Here is an 18,778-nt window from a genome sequence, read left to right as displayed (position 1 = left end):
GTTACTCCATTCCCAACTCTTTCAATTTACGCGTCAGGGTATTTCGCCCCCAGCCAAGTAAACGAGCCGCTTCCTGCTTGTGGCCTTGCGTATGCCGCAGTGCCGTCGTTAGCAGTGTGCGTTCCATTTCTGGCTGCGCTTCAGAAAGCAGGTTCTGATGACCGGAACGTAATGCGCGGTCGGCCCATTGCGCCAGTAATGTCGCCCAACTGTCTGACTGAGAATGTGTAGGGCTGTCCGGAACCGTTGTCTCGAATAACTCAGCCGGTAAATCCTGAATCAGCACTTCCTGGCCCGCAGCCATTACTGTTAACCAGCGGCAGGTGTTTTCCAGTTGACGCACGTTTCCGGGCCAGGCCAGGCGCGTTAATGCATTTTCCGTTTCGGGATGCAGCAGTTTTGCTTCCACGCCCAGTTCCTGAGCCGCTACTTGCAAGAAGTGGCGAGTTAGACGCGGAATATCCTCGCGGCGTTCACGCAGCGGTGGCAGATGAACACGAATCACGTTCAGGCGATGGAATAAGTCCTCACGGAATTTTCCTTCCTGCACGCGTAACTCTAGGTTCTGGTGCGTCGCCGCAATGATTCGCACATCAACTTTCACCGGCGCATAGCCACCAACGCGGTAAAACTGCCCATCGGCTAACACGCGCAATAATCGAGTCTGCACATCCAGCGGCATATCACCGATTTCATCGAGGAACAGCGTACCGCCGTCGGCCTGCTCAAAACGGCCCTGGCGAATTTGATTAGCACCGGTAAACGCGCCTTTCTCATGGCCAAACAGCTCGGACTCAATCAAATCCTTCGGGATTGCTGCCATGTTCAGCGCAATAAAAGGTGATTTCACTCGTGGGCTATGTCGATGCAGAGCGTGTGCAACTAACTCCTTACCGGTACCCGATTCGCCGTTTATCAACACACTTATTGATGAACGGGAGAGGCGGCCAATAATTCGAAACACATCCTGCATAGCTGGCGCTTCACCAATAATATCGGTGGTTGGCCCATTAACCTGTACATTGCGCGGTTGCTGCTGTTCCTGATAGTGACTAATGGCGCGCTCAACGAGTGCTACCGCTTCATCAATATCAAAAGGTTTAGGCAGGTAATCGAAAGCGCCTTGCTGATAAGCACTCACCGCAGCTTCAAGATCTGAATGAGCCGTCATTATGATGACCGGCAACATCGGGTGGCGTTGTTTAATCTGCTTTAGCAGCGCCAGGCCATCCATGCCGGGCATGCGGATATCAGATAACAATACGTCCGGGGTCTTGGTTGCAAGAGCGTTCAGAACTTCATTGCCACTCTCAAATGTGGTGCAGCTTAAACCCGCTCCAGTCAATGCGCGTTCCAGCACCCAACGGATGGAGCTATCGTCGTCAACGATCCAAACTATCCCTCGTTGCATAAAGACCTCTACTTACGAATAGGCAGGTAAACCGAAAACTCGGTATGGCCTGGCCAACTGTTAAATTCGATTTTTCCCGAATGCTGATCGATCAAGTTGCGTGCAATAGAAAGACCTAATCCTGTCCCTCCCTCACGTCCGCTCACCATTGGGTAGAATAGTGTGTCCTGCAGATGGGCCGGAATACCCGGACCGTTGTCTTCAATATCAATACGTGCAGCCAGGCGATAGCGAGTGCCGTGCAGAGTAAGCTGAAAAGCGGTACGCGTACGTAACACTATTTCGCCACCATCACTGCCCAGCGCCTGAAGCGCGTTACGCACAATATTCAGTAAAATCTGTTCAATTTGCTCCGGGTCGTGCGCCAGCTCTGGCAAACTTGGGTCGTAATCTCTTACCAGCGTCACATTTGCAGGCAACTCCATCGACACCAGTTTCATCACTCGCTCCGTCACTTTGTGAATACTTTCAGTGACGTGCATCCCCGGCTGTTGTGGGCCTAACAGTCTGTCGACCAGGTTACGCAAGCGGTCAGCCTGCTCAATAATCACCTTGGTGTATTCAGTTAGCGACGGTTCTGGTAATGCTCTGGCCAGCAGTTGGGCTGCTCCACGCAATCCACCAAGCGGATTTTTAATCTCGTGCGCCAATCCACGAACTAAATCTCGGGCGGCAATTTGTTGCGCCTGCTGCAATTGCTCCTGACTTAAGCGGCGTTGGTTATCCATCGGCGCCATTTCCATCAGGATGTACCCTTCAGGTAAACGTTGTGCAGTCAGGGAAAGAATGTGGGAGCGGCTATCAATAACCAGCGTGACTTCGTTATCGGTAAAACCCTGGCCTGCGGTCAGGCTTTCCTGCATCAAACCAACATTGAGCGAAAAGTAACTCAACAGCTCTGGCAGTGGTGTGCCGTACAGCTTGCGCGAACTTTGCGCCAAAAGTTGCTGTGCAGCCGGGTTGGCGTAATGGACCGCCAGCTCGTCATCGACCAGTAAAATGCTGTTGATTAAAGAATTCAGGATCTGCCCAGCATCGGGCAGTGTGCCGGTTGCCATACAGCAGTCTCCGATAATTTGCACTGTGATGGTGCATTATAGTTTCCTGGCGGCAAATAACGTTGCTGCAACAGGTTATTTGTGGATAAAAAAGCCCATCAACGATGGGCTAAAATTGGAGATGACTACTTATTTAAACGCTGTAGTACAGCTCAAACTCAACTGGGTGCGGAGTCATACGCACACGGTCGTTTTCTTCCATACGCAGCGCGATATAAGCATCGATAGCTTCATCAGTGAACACGCCGCCCGCAGTCAGGAACTCGCGGTCTTCGTTCAGGCAGCTCAGTGCTTCTTCCAGAGAGCCAGCAACTTGTGGGATCTCTTTCGCTTCTTCTGGCGGCAGGTCGTACAGGTTTTTGTCCATTGCTTCACCCGGATGGATTTTGTTCTTGATACCATCAAGACCAGCCATCAGCAGTGCTGCGAAGCACAGGTACGGGTTAGCAGCTGGGTCTGGGAAACGCACTTCGATACGACGTGCTTTCGGAGATGCAACAACTGGGATACGGATTGAAGCAGAACGGTTAGCTGCAGAGTAAGCCAGCATTACTGGAGCTTCGTAACCCGGGACCAGACGCTTGTAGGAGTTGGTGGTTGGGTTAGCCAGGGCGTTGATGGCTTTAGCGTGTTTGATAACACCGCCGATGTAGTACAGCGCTTGCTCAGACAGGCCAGCATATTTGTCACCAGCGAACAGGTTTACGCCGTTCTTAGCCAGGGACATATGGCAGTGCATACCAGAACCGTTATCGCCAAACATTGGTTTTGGCATAAAGGTCGCTGTTTTGCCGTAAGCATGAGCAACGTTGTGAACCACATATTTGTAGATCTGAATTTCATCTGCTTTTTTAGTCATGGTGTTGAAGCGGGTAGCCACTTCGTTCTGACCAGCAGTTGCTACTTCGTGGTGGTGAGCTTCAACAACCAGGCCCATTTGCTCCATAGTCAGACACATTGCAGAACGCAGGTCTTGTGCGGAGTCAACTGGTGGAACTGGGAAGTAACCGCCTTTAACAGCAGGACGGTGACCTTTGTTGCCGCCTTCGTATTTGGTGCCGCTGTTCCATGCGCCTTCGATATCATCGATAGCAACGTGAGAACCGGAAATAGAGCTACCGAAACGAACGTCGTCGAACAGGAAGAACTCTGGTTCTGGCCCGAACAGTACGGTATCGGCGATGCCAGTAGAACGCAGGTAATCTTCAGCGCGCTTGGAAATGGAGCGTGGGTCGCGGTCATAACCCTGCATGGTGCCTGGCTCAAGAATGTCGCAACGAATGATCAGCGTAGAATCAGCGAAGAACGGGTCAATGACAGCAGTAGACGCATCTGGCATTAGAACCATGTCTGACTCGTTGATGCCTTTCCAGCCACCAATTGAAGAGCCATCAAACATTTTGCCTTCTTCGAAGAAGTCAGCAGTAACCTGATGAGCAGGGATAGTGACGTGCTGTTCTTTACCTTTGGTGTCAGTGAAGCGCAGATCAACAAACTTCACTTCGTGTTCATTCAGCATCGTCAAAACGTGTTCAGCGGACATACTTAACTCTCCCGGATTTGGTCATTGAATTGGCTTGTTGCCCTGAAATGATTAAAGCGAAATCTGTGCCAACTTTTAAATTACCCCAAAAAGGCGCTATCATGCGCACTATAGTGCAAAAGGGCTGCACCACGATGGATAGTTTGCACCAATGTAGTGCTTCAGTCTGAGATTTGAGCACCATATTGGTGCAATTTTCGTTGTGGCTCCCTTTTTTGCTCCGTGAAAGCGATCACAAACCATTACTTTTTACATTGTTTGTAAAAGTTCTTTGTGATCCTGTTATGTCCTTCGATTAATACGTGTACAATAACGCGCTATTTCTAATGCCTGAGGCAAAGTTGTGATCGAAAATCTGCGTAATATCGCCATCATCGCGCACGTTGACCATGGTAAAACTACCCTGGTTGATAAGCTGCTGCAGCAATCTGGTACTTTCAGTAACGAACGTGCTGAAGCCACCGAACGCGTGATGGACTCCAACGATTTGGAGAAAGAGCGTGGGATTACCATCCTCGCTAAAAACACCGCTATCAAATGGAATGACTACCGTATCAACATCGTTGATACCCCTGGGCACGCCGACTTCGGTGGTGAAGTTGAACGTGTAATGTCCATGGTAGACTCCGTTCTGCTGGTCGTTGACGCAATGGATGGCCCAATGCCGCAGACGCGCTTCGTAACCAAAAAGGCATTTGCCCACGGTTTGAAGCCAATTGTTGTAATCAACAAAGTTGACCGTCCTGGCGCGCGTCCTGACTGGGTTGTTGATCAGGTATTTGACCTGTTCGTTAACCTTGATGCGACCGACGAGCAGCTCGATTTCCCAATCATCTATGCATCAGCATTGATGGGTATCGCAGGTAACGATCACAATGAGATGGCGGAAGACATGACCCCGCTGTACCAGGCGATTGTTGACCACGTTAAAGCACCATCCGTTGACTCTGATGGTCCGTTCCAGATGCAAATCTCCCAGCTTGATTACAACAACTACGTTGGCGTTATCGGCATCGGTCGCATCAAACGCGGTAAAGTGAAGCCTAACCAGCAAATCACTATCATCGACAGCGAAGGTAAAACTCGTAACGGTAAAGTCGGTAAAGTACTGACTCACCTCGGTCTGGAGCGTATTGAATCCACCGAAGCTGAAGCCGGCGACATCATCGCGATTACCGGTCTGGGCGAGCTGAACATCTCCGACACCCTTTGCGATACGCAAAATGTTGAAGCGCTGCCAGCACTGTCTGTTGATGAACCAACTGTTACTATGTTCTTCAACGTCAACACCTCTCCGTTCTGTGGCAAAGAAGGTAAATTCGTTACCTCTCGTCAGATCCTTGACCGCCTGAACAAAGAGCTGGTGCACAACGTTGCACTGCGTGTTGAAGAAACCGAAGATGCGGATGCATTCCGTGTATCCGGTCGTGGCGAACTGCACCTATCTGTGTTGATCGAAAACATGCGTCGTGAAGGCTTCGAACTGGCTGTGTCCCGTCCGAAAGTAATCAACCGTATGATCGATGGTCGTATGCAAGAGCCGTTCGAAAACGTGACTCTGGATATCGAAGAACAGCACCAGGGTTCTGTAATGCAGGCAATGGGTGAGCGTAAGGGCGATGTCAAAGACATGATCCCTGACGGCAAAGGTCGTATCCGTCTGGATTACCTGATCCCAGCACGTGGCCTGATCGGCTTCCGTACTGAGTTCATGACCATGACTTCTGGTACTGGTCTGCTGTACTCCACATTCAGCCACTACGACGACGTTAAGCCAGGCGAAATCGGCCAGCGCCAGAACGGCGTGCTGATCTCTAACGGCCAGGGTAAAGCAGTAGCATTTGCGCTGTTCAGCCTGCAGGACCGCGGTAAGCTGTTCCTGGGTCACGGTGCAGAAGTTTACGAAGGCCAGATCATCGGTATTCACAGTCGTTCTAACGACCTGACTGTAAACTGCCTGACCGGTAAGAAACTGACCAACATGCGTGCGTCCGGTACTGACGAAGCAACAACTCTGGTTCCTGCATTGAAGATGTCTCTGGAGCAAGCTCTGGAATTCATCGATGATGACGAACTGGTAGAAGTGACTCCGACTTCCGTACGTATTCGTAAGCGTCACCTGACTGAAAACGACCGCAAACGTGCGGGTCGTGGTAGCAAAGAAGCGTAAGTTTCTTTCCTGCAAAGCATTGAAGCCCTGCCTGTTTAGGCGGGGCTTTTTTTTGCTTAATAACTCGCAGAACCCGGATCGCTTTTTTATCAGCGATAGTCAAAGCTACCCTTTACCGCTACAGTTATTTGTCCATGCGCAAAGGAGAGGCTTATGCTGTATATCTTTGATTTAGGAAACGTCATCGTTGATATCGACTTCAACCGAGTAATGGGGGTCTGGAGCGATTACAGCCGTGTCCCGCTAGCGAATTTGCAGAAAAGCTTTGTAATGGGCGAGGCGTTTCAACGCCACGAGCGGGGGCAAATTAGCGACGAAGAATTTGCTGCTGCGGTATGCGAAGAAATGGGCATGGCGTTGAGCTTTGATCAGTTCTCTGCCGGTTGGCAGGCTATTTTTGTTGGTCTACGCCCGGAAGTTATTGATGTGATGAACAAACTTCGTGAACAAGGCCATCGTGTCGTTGTGCTCTCTAATACCAACCGCTTACATACTTATTTCTGGCCAGGTGAATACCCGCAAATAGCCGAGGCGGTAGATAAAATCTATCTGTCCCAGGAAATGGGCATGCGTAAACCCGACGTTGAGATCTATCAAAAACTCCTCGAAGAAGAAGGGTTTTCTGCCAGTGAAGCCGTCTTTTTTGACGACAACGCCGATAATATTAAAGGAGCTCAACAGGTGGGGATCACCAGCATTTTGGTGACCGGTAAAAACACGGTGCCCGATTATTTCTCAACAAGCCTATGATAAAAGACGTTCATCGCAAAACGAGCAAGCACCTCAGGCCCTGTATCGCCTGGGGTAAATTGCTCTGGCATCGGATTGACCAGGACAATATGACCACGCTTGCAGGTAACCTTGCTTACGTGTCATTGCTCTCACTGGTGCCTTTGGTTGCGGTAGTGTTTGCGTTATTTGCAGCTTTCCCGATGTTTGCCGACGTTAGCATCCAACTGCGCCATTTTGTCTTCTCAAATTTTCTGCCCGCGACGGGCGATATCATCCAGCGCTATATCGAACAGTTTGTTGCTAACTCCAACAAGATGACTGCTGTGGGGGCCTGTGGCCTTATCGTTACTGCATTGCTGCTGATGTATGCCGTGGATAGCGCGCTAAATACTATCTGGCGCAGCACGCGAACCAGGCCAAAAATATACTCGTTTGCCGTCTACTGGATGATTTTGACGCTAGGGCCGCTGCTGGCAGGTGCGAGTCTGGTGATCAGTTCGTATCTGCTTTCGCTGCGCTGGGTGACGGGCTTTAACAGCACGATTGATATCGTGTTGCGTATCTTCCCTTTGCTGCTCTCCTGGCTGTCATTCTGGATGTTATATAGCATTGTTCCAACCACTCGAGTCCCGGTGCGAGATGCACTGATTGGCTCGCTGGTGGCTGCTCTTTTGTTTGAGCTTGGGAAAAAAGGTTTTGCCCTCTACATCACCATGTTTCCCTCTTACCAATTGATTTACGGCGTGTTAGCCGTGATCCCCATTTTATTTGTCTGGGTCTATTGGACCTGGTGTATCGTGTTGCTCGGCGCCGAAATTACTGTCACTCTCGGTGATTACCGCAAACTCCGTGTCGAAGCACAGCAGGAAGAATTGGAAGAACCATGATTGCATTAATACAGCGTGTCACCCACGCTCGCGTCACCGTGGACGGTGAAGTGACGGGTGAAATTGGCCCGGGACTTTTAGTGTTATTGGGTGTCGAAAAAGAAGATAACGAACAGAAAGCGAATCGCCTTTGCGAACGTGTTTTGGGTTACCGCATTTTTGGCGATGAAAACGACAAGATGAATTTGAACGTTCAGCAAGCCGGTGGCAGCGTACTAGTTGTGTCGCAGTTTACCCTCGCCGCTGATACCGAACGCGGTATGCGCCCGAGTTTTTCTTGTGGCGCAGCACCTGAGCTTGCTGAAGAGCTATATGAATACTTTGTCCAACGCTGTCGACAGCAGGGCATTGTTGCCGAAACAGGTCGCTTTGCCGCCGACATGAAAGTCAGCCTGACCAACGATGGCCCAGTGACGTTTTGGTTACAGGTCTGAATTCGCAGCCTTTACGGTCCCGCGTAACAAGAGAGAGTACATGTATGTATCACCTTCGCGTACCGCAAACCGAAGAAGAGCTTGAGCTCTATTACCAGTTTCGCTGGGAGATGCTACGTAAGCCGTTGCATCAACCCAAAGGCTCCGAGCGCGATGCCTGGGATGCCTTAGCTCACCACCAGATGGTGGTAGATGAAGAAGGCAATCCGGTCGCAATTGGCCGTTTGTATATCAATGCTGATAACGAAGCAGCGATCCGTTTTATGGCGGTTCACCCCTCGGTGCAAGACAAAGGTCTGGGTACGCTGGTGGCAATGACGCTGGAAACTGTCGCGCGCCAGGAAGGGGTTAAACGTGTGGTATGTAGCGCACGTGAAGATGCCGTGGAGTTTTTTGCCAAACTCGGTTTTGAGAATCAGGGTGAAATCACCACTCCTTCCACCACACCTATTCGCCATTTTCTTATGATTAAACCGGTCGCCTCGCTCGATGACATTCTCCATCGCGCAGACTGGTGTGGTCAGTTACAACAGGCCTGGTACGAACATATTCCGCTTAGCGAGAAGATGGGTGTGCGCATCCTGCAATACACCGGGCAGAAATTTATTACCACCATGCCGGAAGCGGGGAATCAAAATCCCCATCAAACCTTATTCGCTGGCAGCCTGTTTTCGCTGGCAACGCTTACCGGCTGGGGGCTGATTTGGCTGATGCTGCGTGAACGCCATCTTGGCGGCACGATTATTCTGGCTGATGCACATATCCGATATAGCAGCCCGATCACCGGAAGACCGGGAGCGATTGCTGACTTAGGCTCGTTGAGCGGCGATCTGGACCGTCTCGCGCGTGGCCGCAAGGCTCGCGTTGCGTTGCAAGTTGAGCTTTACGGTGATGATACGCAAGGCGCTGTTTTTGAAGGTGTGTATCTGGTTCTCCCCGCGAAACCTTTTGGCCCGCTTGAAGAGGGCGGCAACGAAGAAGAATAGTTGAAGGGTTACAGCCCGGCGCTTATGCGCCGGGTACTTCTCCATTCTGCATGGTCTGTTGTACTTGTTTTCCGTCGGCGCTGGTGGCCTGTAGTGTCCCGTTCACCGTGGGTTTCAGTGGTGTTTGAGCTGCAAGGTTACCGGTTACTGAAAGCTGCAAATTACCGTTGCCTTCAAGCGGCAGCGCTGGCCATCCCCATTGCTGCAACACATTTACTGGCACCGCACGCCCGCGCAGATTCATCGCCGCATTTCGTTGTGGAGCCTGCGAGATAGCGCCAGTCGCTTCCAGCATACCTTCACCAGTAAAAGCACTAAGTTCTGTAATAGATATTTGGCTGTCAGCAGCATTCAATGAAATGGATGGGCGGCGAACATCGACGCGGTTAAACGTGGCGGCCGCGGCGTTCAGTGTGGCGTTCCCACTCCATATTCCCCACTGGCTATTGCGCACTACTTCGAGATTGTTCGCCGTGCCATCTAATGCGGTGAGCTGGAACGGGAAGGCGGGATCAATATCGATGATCAAATTGCGGTTTGCCGACAGTTTTTTAATCGTCACAGTGTTTAACCACTGCGGTAAAGGCTCTATCCAGCGTGCTTTCCAGTCAGCTGGCAGCGTATATTCCAGCCCGGCAAAAACCAGCTCATCAAGTGCCAGTTTTTTCTCATTGCGTTGCCATTCGCCTGAGGCGCGAACCATGCCTCTTTCCCAACGGGAAGTGAACTGGCGAATCACAGCGGTTTGCGGGTTAAAATCGATATTCACGATAGGGTCGTTTAGCTGCAACGCACCAATAATAAAATCACTGGCATTCATCGATAAACGCCCGTCATCGCTTTGCCAGCCGCCCTTTGCCAACATCAGGTTGCGCAAACTCAGATCTAAATCGGTTATTGCCCAGTCTTTTCCTTCCATGCGCGCATCTGTCACCTCAAGACTATCGATTTTCAGTGAAGGGACACTGCCAAGAGGGGCCAGGAAATCGGTAATGGATTTATTGGTTTGTAGGCGGATATCGTTGAGCCGTAAGCTGCCAATCTGCCAGGAGCCATCGGCAAGGCGGTTTGCATTACCGGTGAGCGAGCCACGCGCAATGTCTGCACCGATGGTTGAGAGCGTCACCTGTTCGTTATTAATCGCACCTTGCAACAAAACGTTGGTAGCCGGAACACCGTTAAGTGTCATGGAGCCGGCGCTAAATTGAATATCAGCAGTATTACCCAGCACTTTACCTTGCTCTGGCTGCCAGGGTATTACTCCTCCGTTGACGCGTTGAGCGTGCAGATCCCACCCAGTATTTGGGCTGTTGATTGCCATATCGCTCAATTGCAGCATATCGGACTGGAAGGGTAGCGGGGCAGCATTGGGGCTGATATTTAGCGTTCCGTTTTGCAGCAAAATCGTATCGACGTGCAAAGGCTCTGAAAATTGACGTGAGCTCAGGCCAATATCAATATTTTGCGCAACCAGAGTCGCTGGCTGGCCTTTGCGTCCGAAGGTGACGTTTGTCAGCGTGACATGAGTGGGCGATGCCCACTTGTGGTCGATCACTTCAAAAGAGAAATTGTAATCACTCTTCTCATTGACCCAACTACTGATTTGGGATGCTCCCCAACGAGTTTGAAGTAATAAATAAGCGGCTATGAGTGCCACTATTATGACAACCAATAAAGCTATGATCAGCTTTCCTAGAAATTTCATTGTCTTCCATCCCATGAAGTTTCGGTAAGGGTGTTATGCCCCATTTACCGTTATAGCTCAAGGATGGGATTGTCAGGAGGGGTAACACGCGCTGGCGCTAACAAATAACCAGCGCGTGAGGTACATCAATTTTTTTCAGGTGGGAAAATCAGGTTTAACGCGATAGCGGTGATACCACCGGCAGCGATACCGGAGGAGAGCAACGTTTTTAGCCAGTCAGGAGCAAACTGAAGAATCAGTGGCTGCTGTGAAACGCCCATACCCACCGCCAGAGACAGCGCGATAATCATAATCGCACGACGATTTAGTGGCTCGCGGGAGACTATACGCACACCGGAGGCAGCGATCGTGCCGAACATCACGATAGTTGCGCCACCTAAAACTGGCTCAGGAATGTGCTGCACAAACCCACTTACTGCCGGGAACAGGCCCAACACAATCAGCATCAACGCGACGACAAATCCAACATAACGGCTGGCAACACCCGTAAGCTGAATCACGCCATTGTTCTGGCCGAAGCAAGAGTTAGGGAAAGTATTGAATACGGCAGAAACGCAGGAGTTCAGGCCGTTGGCCAGTACGCCTCCTTTCAGTCGCTTCATATAAAGCGGGCCAGAAACCGGTTGCTCGGAGACGTCAGACGTCGCCGTAATATCGCCAATGGTTTCAAGGGATGTCACCATAAAGATCAGCATCAGCGGAATCAGTAGGTTCCAGTCAATGCCCAGGCCGTAGTAAAGCGGCGTTGGCACCATAATTAAATCAGTATTGGTTGATGGCGCAACATCAGGCAGCATGCCCATCGCCCAGGCAAGTGCGTAACCTACTGCCATGGCGATAACCAGCGAAGCCACGCGCAAGTACGGGTTGCGCTGGCGATTCAGAAGAATAATGACCACTAATACTGCGCCTGCCAGCAGCAGATTTTTCGGTGCGCCAAAGGTGTGGTCGCTCATTGCGCCGTAGCCACCGCCAATAGATGTCAGTCCAACCTGAATTAAGGAAAGACCAATAATCATCACAACTACGCCGGAGACCAGTGGCGTGATAATGCGGCGAGCAAGGTGCAGGAAGCGCGATAAAAGCATCTCGGTGCAGCTTGCGAGCATTAAGGTGCCAAAAAGTGCAGCCATCATCGTCGGAACATCAGCCCCGCCATTCTTTAATGCCATGCCACCCATAATCAGCGGTGCGACAAAGTTAAAGCTGGTGCCTTGAATAGACAGAAGCCCAGAGCCTACCGGGCCCCACGCTTTAATCTGGATAATTGATGCCACGCCTGATGCGAACAGGGACATACTGATAATGTGTTGGGTATCTTCTGCTGGAAGTCCCAGAGCCTGGCAAATCAACATCGCAGGTGTGATCACCGCGACAAACATAGCTAATAAATGCTGCCCAGCAGCGAATAGAGTTTGCGGGAGAGGTGGACGGTCCTCCAGGCGGTAAATCAACTCACTGGAACTAGTGTGGGCAATCGGTTGCGCACCTTCAGACTCAACAGCATTAACAGACATTAGAAATTATCCCCTCCCGAAAAAACGGTGATTTTAGCGGACTGAAGGCCAAAAGCAAACGTTTGCTAAGGGTGTTTCCTAAGATAAAAAGTGTATATGCCGAGCTTTTTATATAACTTTCGACTGTTTTTTGGTTAAAATCCAGCTGCTGACTTTTCTAGAACCTGAAATTCCAGTGAAGGATAATTAAAAGCGTCTGTGAGAAATATGCGCAAACAGGAGCACTTCTATGTTTTATCTCGACACCCTTTCTACCCTTGTTGCTGCGACTCTCGTGTTATTACTGGGCCGAAAAATGGTCCACACCATACCGCTATTAAAAAAATACACCATCCCTGAACCCGTAGCGGGTGGACTCTTAATCGCCCTTGCCTTGCTGGTACTCAAAAAAAGTGTCGGTTGGGAATTTGAATTTGATATGAGCCTCAAAGATCCTTTGATGCTTGCCTTCTTTGCCACAATCGGCCTGAACGCCAACCTGTCTAGCTTGCGAGCGGGTGGCAAAGTTGTCGGTATTTTCCTGGTTGTGGTGGTGGGTTTGCTGGTCATGCAAAACGCCATTGGTATCGGTATGGCGAGCCTGTTGGGCCTTGATCCATTAATGGGTTTACTGGCGGGTTCTATTACGTTATCAGGCGGGCATGGTACGGGTGCAGCCTGGAGCAAACTGTTTACCGAACGTTATGGTTTCCAGAATGCCACCGAAGTGGCAATGGCTTGCGCAACATTTGGTCTGGTATTGGGCGGTTTGATTGGCGGGCCAGTGGCGCGTTATCTGGTCAAACACTCCTCAACACCCGATGGCACACCAGAAGATAGCATTGATCCAACCGCATTCGAAAAGCCAGCGGTAGGGCGCATGATCACCTCTATGGTGTTGATAGAAACCATCGCGATGATTGCTATCTGCCTTACGGTCGGTAAGTTTGTCGGCCATCTCATTCAAGGCACCAGCTTCGAATTGCCGACATTCGTTTGCGTGTTATTTGTTGGGGTTATCCTCAGCAACACCATGTCACTGCTCGGTTTCTATCGGGTATTTGAACGTGCGGTTTCCGTATTAGGGAACGTCTGTTTGTCGCTGTTCCTCGCCATGGCGCTGATGAGCCTCAAGCTGTGGGAACTGGCTTCGCTGGCGTTGCCGATGCTGGCAATTTTGACCGTACAAACCATCTTTATGGCGTTGTATGCGATTTTCGTGACTTATCGCTTGATGGGGAAGAACTACGATGCGGCGGTTCTGGCTGCGGGGCATTGTGGTTTTGGCCTTGGGGCAACGCCAACGGCGATCGCCAATATGCAGGCGATTACCGAGCGCTTCGGCCCGTCACATATGGCGTTCCTGGTAGTGCCGATGGTTGGCGCGTTCTTTATTGATATCGTTAACGCGCTGGTCATCAAGATGTATTTGATGCTGCCAATCTTTGGCTAAGCCATCAGGCGTTTGAATAGCGTTCCGTTTCAGGCATCCAGCGTTCAATGAGCGCGGTTGCCTGCTCGGGATAGCGTTCATGAATATGGCGCGCTAGGCGCTGTACTTCCGGGATCATCGCCTGGTCGCGCAATAGATCCGCTACTTTAAACTCGGCACTTCCCGTCTGGCGTGTGCCGAGTAATTCCCCCGGACCACGAATTTCTAAATCTTTCTGAGCAATCACGAAGCCATCGTTGCTATCACGCAGTACCTGTAAACGCAGCTGTGCGGTTTTCGATAGTGGTGACTTGTAAAGCAACACACAGTGAGATGCAACCGCACCACGACCCACACGGCCACGAAGCTGATGGAGCTGAGCAAGACCCAGACGCTCAGGGTTTTCGATAATCATCAGGCTGGCATTTGGTACATCAACACCAACTTCAATAACCGTTGTCGCAACCAGCAGATGAATTGAACCTTCTTTAAAAGCCTGCATCACAGCCTGCTTTTCCTGCGGCTTCATGCGGCCATGAACCAGGCCGACATTCAGATTAGGCAAGGCTATTTTTAGCTCATCCCACGTAACTTCCGCGGCTTGGGCTTCAAGCAGCTCAGATTCTTCAATCAACGTACAAACCCAGTACGCCTGACGGCCTTCATTGCTACACGCTTCTCGCACCCGCTCGATAATATCGTTGCGGCGTGAGTCTGGAATAGCGACGGTTGTTACCGGAGTACGGCCAGGTGGGAGTTCATCGATCGTAGATGTGTCTAAATCGGCGTAAGCCGTCATTGCCAGCGTGCGCGGAATAGGTGTAGCAGTCATGATGAGCTGATGCGGGTGGAAGCCCTGAATCTGGCCCTTTTCCCACAACGCCAGGCGTTGATGAACACCAAAGCGATGTTGTTCATCAATGATAACCAGTGCAAGTTGCGAGAACTGCACCTGTTCCTGGAAGATCGCATGCGTTCCCACCACCATCGACACCTGACCGCTTGCGATCGCGTCCTGTTGAGCGATACGCGCTTTCCCTTTTTGCTTGCCTGCAAGCCAGCCCACTTCAATGCCCAGAGGCGCAAACCACTGGCGGAAGTTATTGGCGTGCTGCTCGGCGAGCAATTCGGTTGGTGCCATCAGGCCCACTTGTTTGCCATGCGCAATCGCACGCAATGCGGCGAGTGCGGCAACCAGAGTTTTACCTGACCCCACATCACCTTGTACCAGGCGCATCATTGGTACATCCAGCGCTAAGTCGTGTTCGATTTCGGCCACAACGCGAGCCTGCGCACCTGTTGGTTTAAACGGCAGAGCAGCCAACAGGCGGTTTTTTAATTCGTCATGATCATGCAAAGGCAGCGCGTGATAACGCTGAGCACCCGCGCGCAGCGCGAGCATGCTCAGGTTATGTGCCAGTAATTCTTCAAGGATTAATCGCTGCTGAGCCGGGTGCTTTCCCGTCTCCAGATCGGCGAGCTGCATTGATGGCGGCGGGCGATGCAGAGTGCGTAGCGCTTCTGGCAGACTCATCATTCCCTTGCTCAAATCAGCCGGTAGCAATTCGGCAATAGCGCAGGTATCCAGTAATTCAAGTGCCTGGTCGGTCAGTTTGCGCAGCGTCGCCTGACGAATGCCTTCCGTCGTCGGGTAAACCGGCGTCAGTGTTTCCTGCAATTCTGGTGTACTGAGGTCGCCCTGAACGCGGTATTCAGGATGAATCATTTCTGCGCCGTGCGTGCCGCGTTTTGCTTCGCCATAGGCAAGCACGCGTTTACCGGTCGCGAGGCTGTTTTTCATTGCCGCGTTGAAGTTGAAAAAACGCATCGTCAGGATGCCGGTACCGTCAGAAATCTGGCAGGTCATCATACGGCGGCGGCCAAAACTGATATTGCAGTTCAGCACTTCACCTTCCACCGTGGAGTAAACGCCTGGCAGCAGGTCATTGATAGGGTAGAGATGGGTACGGTCTTCGTAGCGAAGCGGCAGGTGGAGCAGAAGATCCTGAATGGTGTACAGGCCAATTTTGGCCAGTTTGCCGCTCTGGCTGGCGCCGACTCCGGCAAGCGTGCTTAACGGTATGGCATCCAGCAAACGGCCTTTCATCCAGCTACTCCGCAGATTGCATAGTGGCCCACCATGCGGCATCAGCTTCTATCTCACCTTGCTGATTCACATGTGGGTAGGGCAAACCTTTACGGCGGGAAACTCGCGCCAGTACAGGGTAGCCGCCTTCAAACAGCAGGCGCTGTTGTTCGGATTCCGGCAGGGTGCTGTTTTCGCGCTGGTACATCCCGGCATTCTGGCGCTGGCGCTGTGCCTCATAAAGAATAAGTGCGGAAGCAACGGACACATTGAGCGATTGCACCATCCCGATCATCGGAATAATGATGTCCTGGTCTGCCAGCGCTAAAGCTTCTTGAGTGATACCGGTTTTTTCCTGCCCCATCAAAATACAGGTCGGGCGGGTGTAATCAATTTCGCGGAAATCGACGGCTTTATCAGAAAGGTTGGTGGCGAGGATTTGCATCCCGCTGCTTTTTAGATAGCCAACTGCTTCGCCAATGTCGCGGTGCGTTTTAACTTCAACCCAGGAATTACTTCCCGCAGCAGAAGAGGCCATGGTGCGCATTCGGTTACCCGGCCAGACTGCGTGAACTTCATGTACACCCACAGCATCTGCGGTGCGAATAATCGCCGAGACGTTATGAGGTTTATGGACTTGCTCCATGCAGACGGTCAGATCAGGTTGACGCCTGGCGAGCATCTCGCAAATACGCGCATAACGTTGAGGATTCATAACACTAGTTTCGGTTGCGGGTAACTTTGATCACATCCGGCATCACGCGGATTTTGCGCATAATATTAGCCAGATGAACACGATCGCGGGCAGACATACGGATAAACGCGCTATAGACGCGACCATCTTTTTCTTCGGTATTCAGGCTGTGGATATTTGAGCCTGCTGTGTTGATAGCAGCCGTCAGATTTGCCAGCGCACCCTGATGGTTGAACATATCTACTTTGATTTCAGTGAGGAACTCTTGCTCTGTTTCCTTATCCCATTCCACCGCCATAAACTTCTCGGCTTCTTTCTGGTAGCCACGAATATTCCTGCAAGACTCATGGTGGATAACCAACCCTTTACCAGGGCTAACGTGAGCAACTATCGGGTCGCCAGGAATTGGGCGGCAACACTTAGCAAAAGTAATCAGCACGCCGTCTGCACCTTTGATAGGCAGATGGCTATGCGGCAGAGCATTCGCCTGTAAAGACGCTTGTGATTCACCTTGCAGGTTTTTCGCGACAACTACACTCATGGCGTTACCCAAGCCAATTTCAGCCAGCAAATCATCAAGCGTGGCGAGTTTCATGCGCTCAAGCTCACGTTGAATATTTTCTGGCGGAACTTCGGCAAGCTTGCGGCTACCACCTAACGCATGGTTAAGCAGGCGGCGCCCGAGGCTAACAGAGTCATCACGTTTAAGGTTTTTCAGCATCTGGCGAATTTTGGCGCGGGCTTTAGAGCTCACAACGAAATTCAACCATGCGGCATTCGGGCGAGCGCCCGGTGCGGTAATGATTTCGATTGTCTGGCCGCTACTGAGCGACTGAGACAGCGGATAGGGTTGTCTGTCGACACGAGCACCAACGCATGCGTGGCCGATATCGGTATGTACGGCATAGGCGAAATCGACAGGTGTCGCACCAGCCGGCAATTCGACAATGCGCCCTTCCGGGGTGAAAACGTAAATCTCATCCGGGAACAGATCGGATTTTACGCTCTCGATAAATTCAAATGAGCTACCGGCGCTTTGCTGGAGCTCCAGCAAGCTCTGCATCCAGCGCTGGGCACGGATTTGCGCGGTAGTACCACTCTCACCTTGCTCTTTATAAGCCCAGTGAGCAGCAACACCCATTTCTGCCATCTGGTCCATATCTTCAGTACGGATTTGCACTTCAACCGGCACACCGTGTGGGCCAATCATTGAAGTATGCAGTGACTGATATCCGTTCGCTTTTGGAATGGCGATATAGTCTTTAACCCGGCCCGGACGTGGCTTGTATAGGCTATGCATCTGCCCAAGAACGCGGTAACAGGTATCCATGTCGTGAACAATTACGCGGAAGGCGTAAATATCCATAATCGAGTGGAAACGCTGCTCTTTGAGCGTCATTTTGCAGTAAATGGAATAAAGGTGTTTTTCGCGACCGCTGACGCGGCACGGAATACCGGCTTCTTGCAAACGACCATCGATTTCAGAGAGGATTTTTTGAATCATCTCTTTGCGGTTACCGCGTGCCGCTTTAACCACTTCTTTAATGACGCGGTAACGGTTCGGGTAAAGCGCTTCAAAGCCCAGCTCTTCCAACTCGGTTTTCAGATGATGAATACCAAGACGGTGTGCCAGAGGGCTGTAAATTTCGAGGGTTTCGCGAGCAATGCGTCGACGCTTATCAGGGCGCAAAGCCCCAAGAGTGCGCATGTTATGCGTACGGTCGGCGAGTTTGATCAGAATGACGCGGATGTCTTGCACCATCGCCATGATCATTTTGCGGAAGTTTTCAGCCTGAGCTTCTTTCTTATCGCGGAATTTCAGTTTGTCGAGCTTAGATACCCCTTCCACCAGTTCGGCAACGCTTTTGCCAAACAGTTGTTCCATATCCTGGTAGGTGGCAGGGGTGTCTTCGATCACATCATGCAGTAGTGCAGCCATCAGTGTTTCATAGTCGAGTTTCATCTCGGCCAGAATGCAGGCTACAGCTACAGGATGGGTGATATAGGGTTCACCGCTTGAACGTGCTTGTCCCTCGTGAGCATCACGCGCAACAAGGTATGCTTGCCGAAGTCGCTTAATCTGCTCCTCGGGCAAGTATGGTTGAATCAGTTGATTCAGGCTTTCAAACAGATACAAGGGCTAC

The 18,778-nt window shown here is 51.2% G+C and carries 14 protein-coding genes; 6 read left to right on the top strand and 8 right to left on the bottom strand.

All coding sequences use genetic code 11. From position 1 onward, the window contains the following. Position 1: 1 nt before the first annotated feature. The 3 genes from glnG to glnA form a co-directional block, all read right to left on the bottom strand. On the bottom strand, positions 2–1,411 hold the full coding sequence (gene glnG, locus GC128_RS17840; protein ID WP_151995414.1) for a nitrogen regulation protein NR(I): 1,410 nt from the start codon (positions 1,409–1,411) through the stop codon (positions 2–4). Between the two features lie 8 nt (positions 1,412–1,419). Further along, the gene (gene glnL, locus GC128_RS17835; protein WP_151995413.1) at positions 1,420–2,469 is read right to left on the bottom strand and encodes a nitrogen regulation protein NR(II); all 1,050 of its coding nucleotides are present in this window, start codon (positions 2,467–2,469) and stop codon (positions 1,420–1,422) included. 133 nt (positions 2,470–2,602) lie between these two features. Beyond that, on the bottom strand, positions 2,603–4,012 hold the full coding sequence (gene glnA, locus GC128_RS17830; RefSeq protein WP_151995412.1) for a glutamate--ammonia ligase: 1,410 nt from the start codon (positions 4,010–4,012) through the stop codon (positions 2,603–2,605). 343 nt (positions 4,013–4,355) lie between these two features. Here glnA and typA point away from each other — a divergent pair, with 343 nt between their 5' ends. The 5 genes from typA to fabY all read left to right on the top strand — a co-directional run bounded on the left by typA (position 4,356) and on the right by fabY (position 9,221). After that, positions 4,356–6,182, top strand: a complete 1,827-nt coding sequence (gene typA, locus GC128_RS17825) for a ribosome-dependent GTPase TypA (protein WP_064514962.1) — start codon at positions 4,356–4,358, stop codon at positions 6,180–6,182. A gap of 153 nt (positions 6,183–6,335) precedes the next feature. Next, positions 6,336–6,932 (top strand): glucose-1-phosphatase, encoded by a 597-nt coding sequence (yihX, locus tag GC128_RS17820; protein ID WP_151995411.1) that lies wholly within the window; start codon positions 6,336–6,338, stop codon positions 6,930–6,932. Continuing rightward, positions 6,929–7,801: a virulence factor BrkB family protein gene (locus GC128_RS17815; RefSeq protein ID WP_064514966.1), complete on the top strand. Its 873-nt coding sequence runs from the start codon at positions 6,929–6,931 to the stop codon at positions 7,799–7,801. Before yihX ends, GC128_RS17815 begins: the two co-directional genes overlap by 4 nt. Further along, the gene (gene dtd, locus GC128_RS17810) at positions 7,798–8,235 is read left to right on the top strand and encodes a D-aminoacyl-tRNA deacylase (protein ID WP_064514968.1); all 438 of its coding nucleotides are present in this window, start codon (positions 7,798–7,800) and stop codon (positions 8,233–8,235) included. The genes GC128_RS17815 and dtd overlap by 4 nt, the downstream gene beginning before the upstream one ends. A gap of 44 nt (positions 8,236–8,279) precedes the next feature. Further along, on the top strand, positions 8,280–9,221 hold the full coding sequence (fabY, locus tag GC128_RS17805; protein WP_151995410.1) for a fatty acid biosynthesis protein FabY: 942 nt from the start codon (positions 8,280–8,282) through the stop codon (positions 9,219–9,221). Between the two features lie 22 nt (positions 9,222–9,243). On the opposite strand, the gene GC128_RS17800 is transcribed toward fabY, so the two are convergent. Both GC128_RS17800 and GC128_RS17795 read right to left on the bottom strand, forming a co-directional pair. Further along, positions 9,244–10,926 carry an AsmA family protein gene (locus tag GC128_RS17800; RefSeq protein WP_151995409.1) on the bottom strand — a complete coding sequence of 561 codons (1,683 nt, stop codon included), beginning with the start codon at positions 10,924–10,926 and terminating at the stop codon, positions 9,244–9,246. A 125-nt stretch (positions 10,927–11,051) separates the two neighbouring features. Then, the gene (locus GC128_RS17795) at positions 11,052–12,443 is read right to left on the bottom strand and encodes a nucleobase:cation symporter-2 family protein (protein WP_151995408.1); all 1,392 of its coding nucleotides are present in this window, start codon (positions 12,441–12,443) and stop codon (positions 11,052–11,054) included. A gap of 229 nt (positions 12,444–12,672) precedes the next feature. On the opposite strand from GC128_RS17795, the gene gltS reads away from it, so the two are divergent. Continuing rightward, positions 12,673–13,875 carry a sodium/glutamate symporter gene (gene gltS / locus GC128_RS17790; RefSeq protein ID WP_151995407.1) on the top strand — a complete coding sequence of 401 codons (1,203 nt, stop codon included), beginning with the start codon at positions 12,673–12,675 and terminating at the stop codon, positions 13,873–13,875. Between the two features lie 4 nt (positions 13,876–13,879). Here the strand turns inward: gltS and recG are convergent, their stop codons facing one another. The 3 genes from recG to spoT are packed head-to-tail and all read right to left on the bottom strand — an operon-like array spanning position 13,880 to position 18,771. Then, positions 13,880–15,961, bottom strand: a complete 2,082-nt coding sequence (recG, locus tag GC128_RS17785; protein WP_151995406.1) for an ATP-dependent DNA helicase RecG — start codon at positions 15,959–15,961, stop codon at positions 13,880–13,882. Between the two features lie 4 nt (positions 15,962–15,965). Further along, positions 15,966–16,655: a tRNA (guanosine(18)-2'-O)-methyltransferase TrmH gene (gene trmH / locus GC128_RS17780; protein ID WP_151995405.1), complete on the bottom strand. Its 690-nt coding sequence runs from the start codon at positions 16,653–16,655 to the stop codon at positions 15,966–15,968. A gap of 4 nt (positions 16,656–16,659) precedes the next feature. Beyond that, complete coding sequence (gene spoT / locus GC128_RS17775; protein ID WP_134187697.1) at positions 16,660–18,771, bottom strand: bifunctional GTP diphosphokinase/guanosine-3',5'-bis pyrophosphate 3'-pyrophosphohydrolase; 2,112 nt, start codon at positions 18,769–18,771, stop codon at positions 16,660–16,662. Positions 18,772–18,778 lie beyond the last annotated feature (7 nt).

It is taken from the genome of Buttiauxella massiliensis (genome assembly GCF_902500225.1).
GTDB classification, from domain to species: Bacteria; Pseudomonadota; Gammaproteobacteria; order Enterobacterales; family Enterobacteriaceae; genus Buttiauxella; species Buttiauxella massiliensis.
The sequence above is the reverse complement of the archived record's forward strand: the minus strand, read 5'-3'. Positions and strand labels throughout refer to the sequence as shown.

Coding starts and splice junctions, on each gene's coding strand:
- glnG (WP_151995414.1), bottom strand. CDS start 1,411: ATGCAACGAGGGATAGTTTGGATCGTTGACGACGATAGCTCCATCCGT.
- glnL (WP_151995413.1), bottom strand. CDS start 2,469: ATGGCAACCGGCACACTGCCCGATGCTGGGCAGATCCTGAATTCTTTA.
- yihX (WP_151995411.1), top strand. CDS start 6,336: ATGCTGTATATCTTTGATTTAGGAAACGTCATCGTTGATATCGACTTC.
- fabY (WP_151995410.1), top strand. CDS start 8,280: ATGTATCACCTTCGCGTACCGCAAACCGAAGAAGAGCTTGAGCTCTAT.
- GC128_RS17815 (WP_064514966.1), top strand. CDS start 6,929: ATGATAAAAGACGTTCATCGCAAAACGAGCAAGCACCTCAGGCCCTGT.
- GC128_RS17795 (WP_151995408.1), bottom strand. CDS start 12,443: ATGTCTGTTAATGCTGTTGAGTCTGAAGGTGCGCAACCGATTGCCCAC.
- recG (WP_151995406.1), bottom strand. CDS start 15,961: ATGAAAGGCCGTTTGCTGGATGCCATACCGTTAAGCACGCTTGCCGGA.
- gltS (WP_151995407.1), top strand. CDS start 12,673: ATGTTTTATCTCGACACCCTTTCTACCCTTGTTGCTGCGACTCTCGTG.
- trmH (WP_151995405.1), bottom strand. CDS start 16,655: ATGAATCCTCAACGTTATGCGCGTATTTGCGAGATGCTCGCCAGGCGT.
- GC128_RS17800 (WP_151995409.1), bottom strand. CDS start 10,926: ATGAAATTTCTAGGAAAGCTGATCATAGCTTTATTGGTTGTCATAATA.
- dtd (WP_064514968.1), top strand. CDS start 7,798: ATGATTGCATTAATACAGCGTGTCACCCACGCTCGCGTCACCGTGGAC.
- glnA (WP_151995412.1), bottom strand. CDS start 4,012: ATGTCCGCTGAACACGTTTTGACGATGCTGAATGAACACGAAGTGAAG.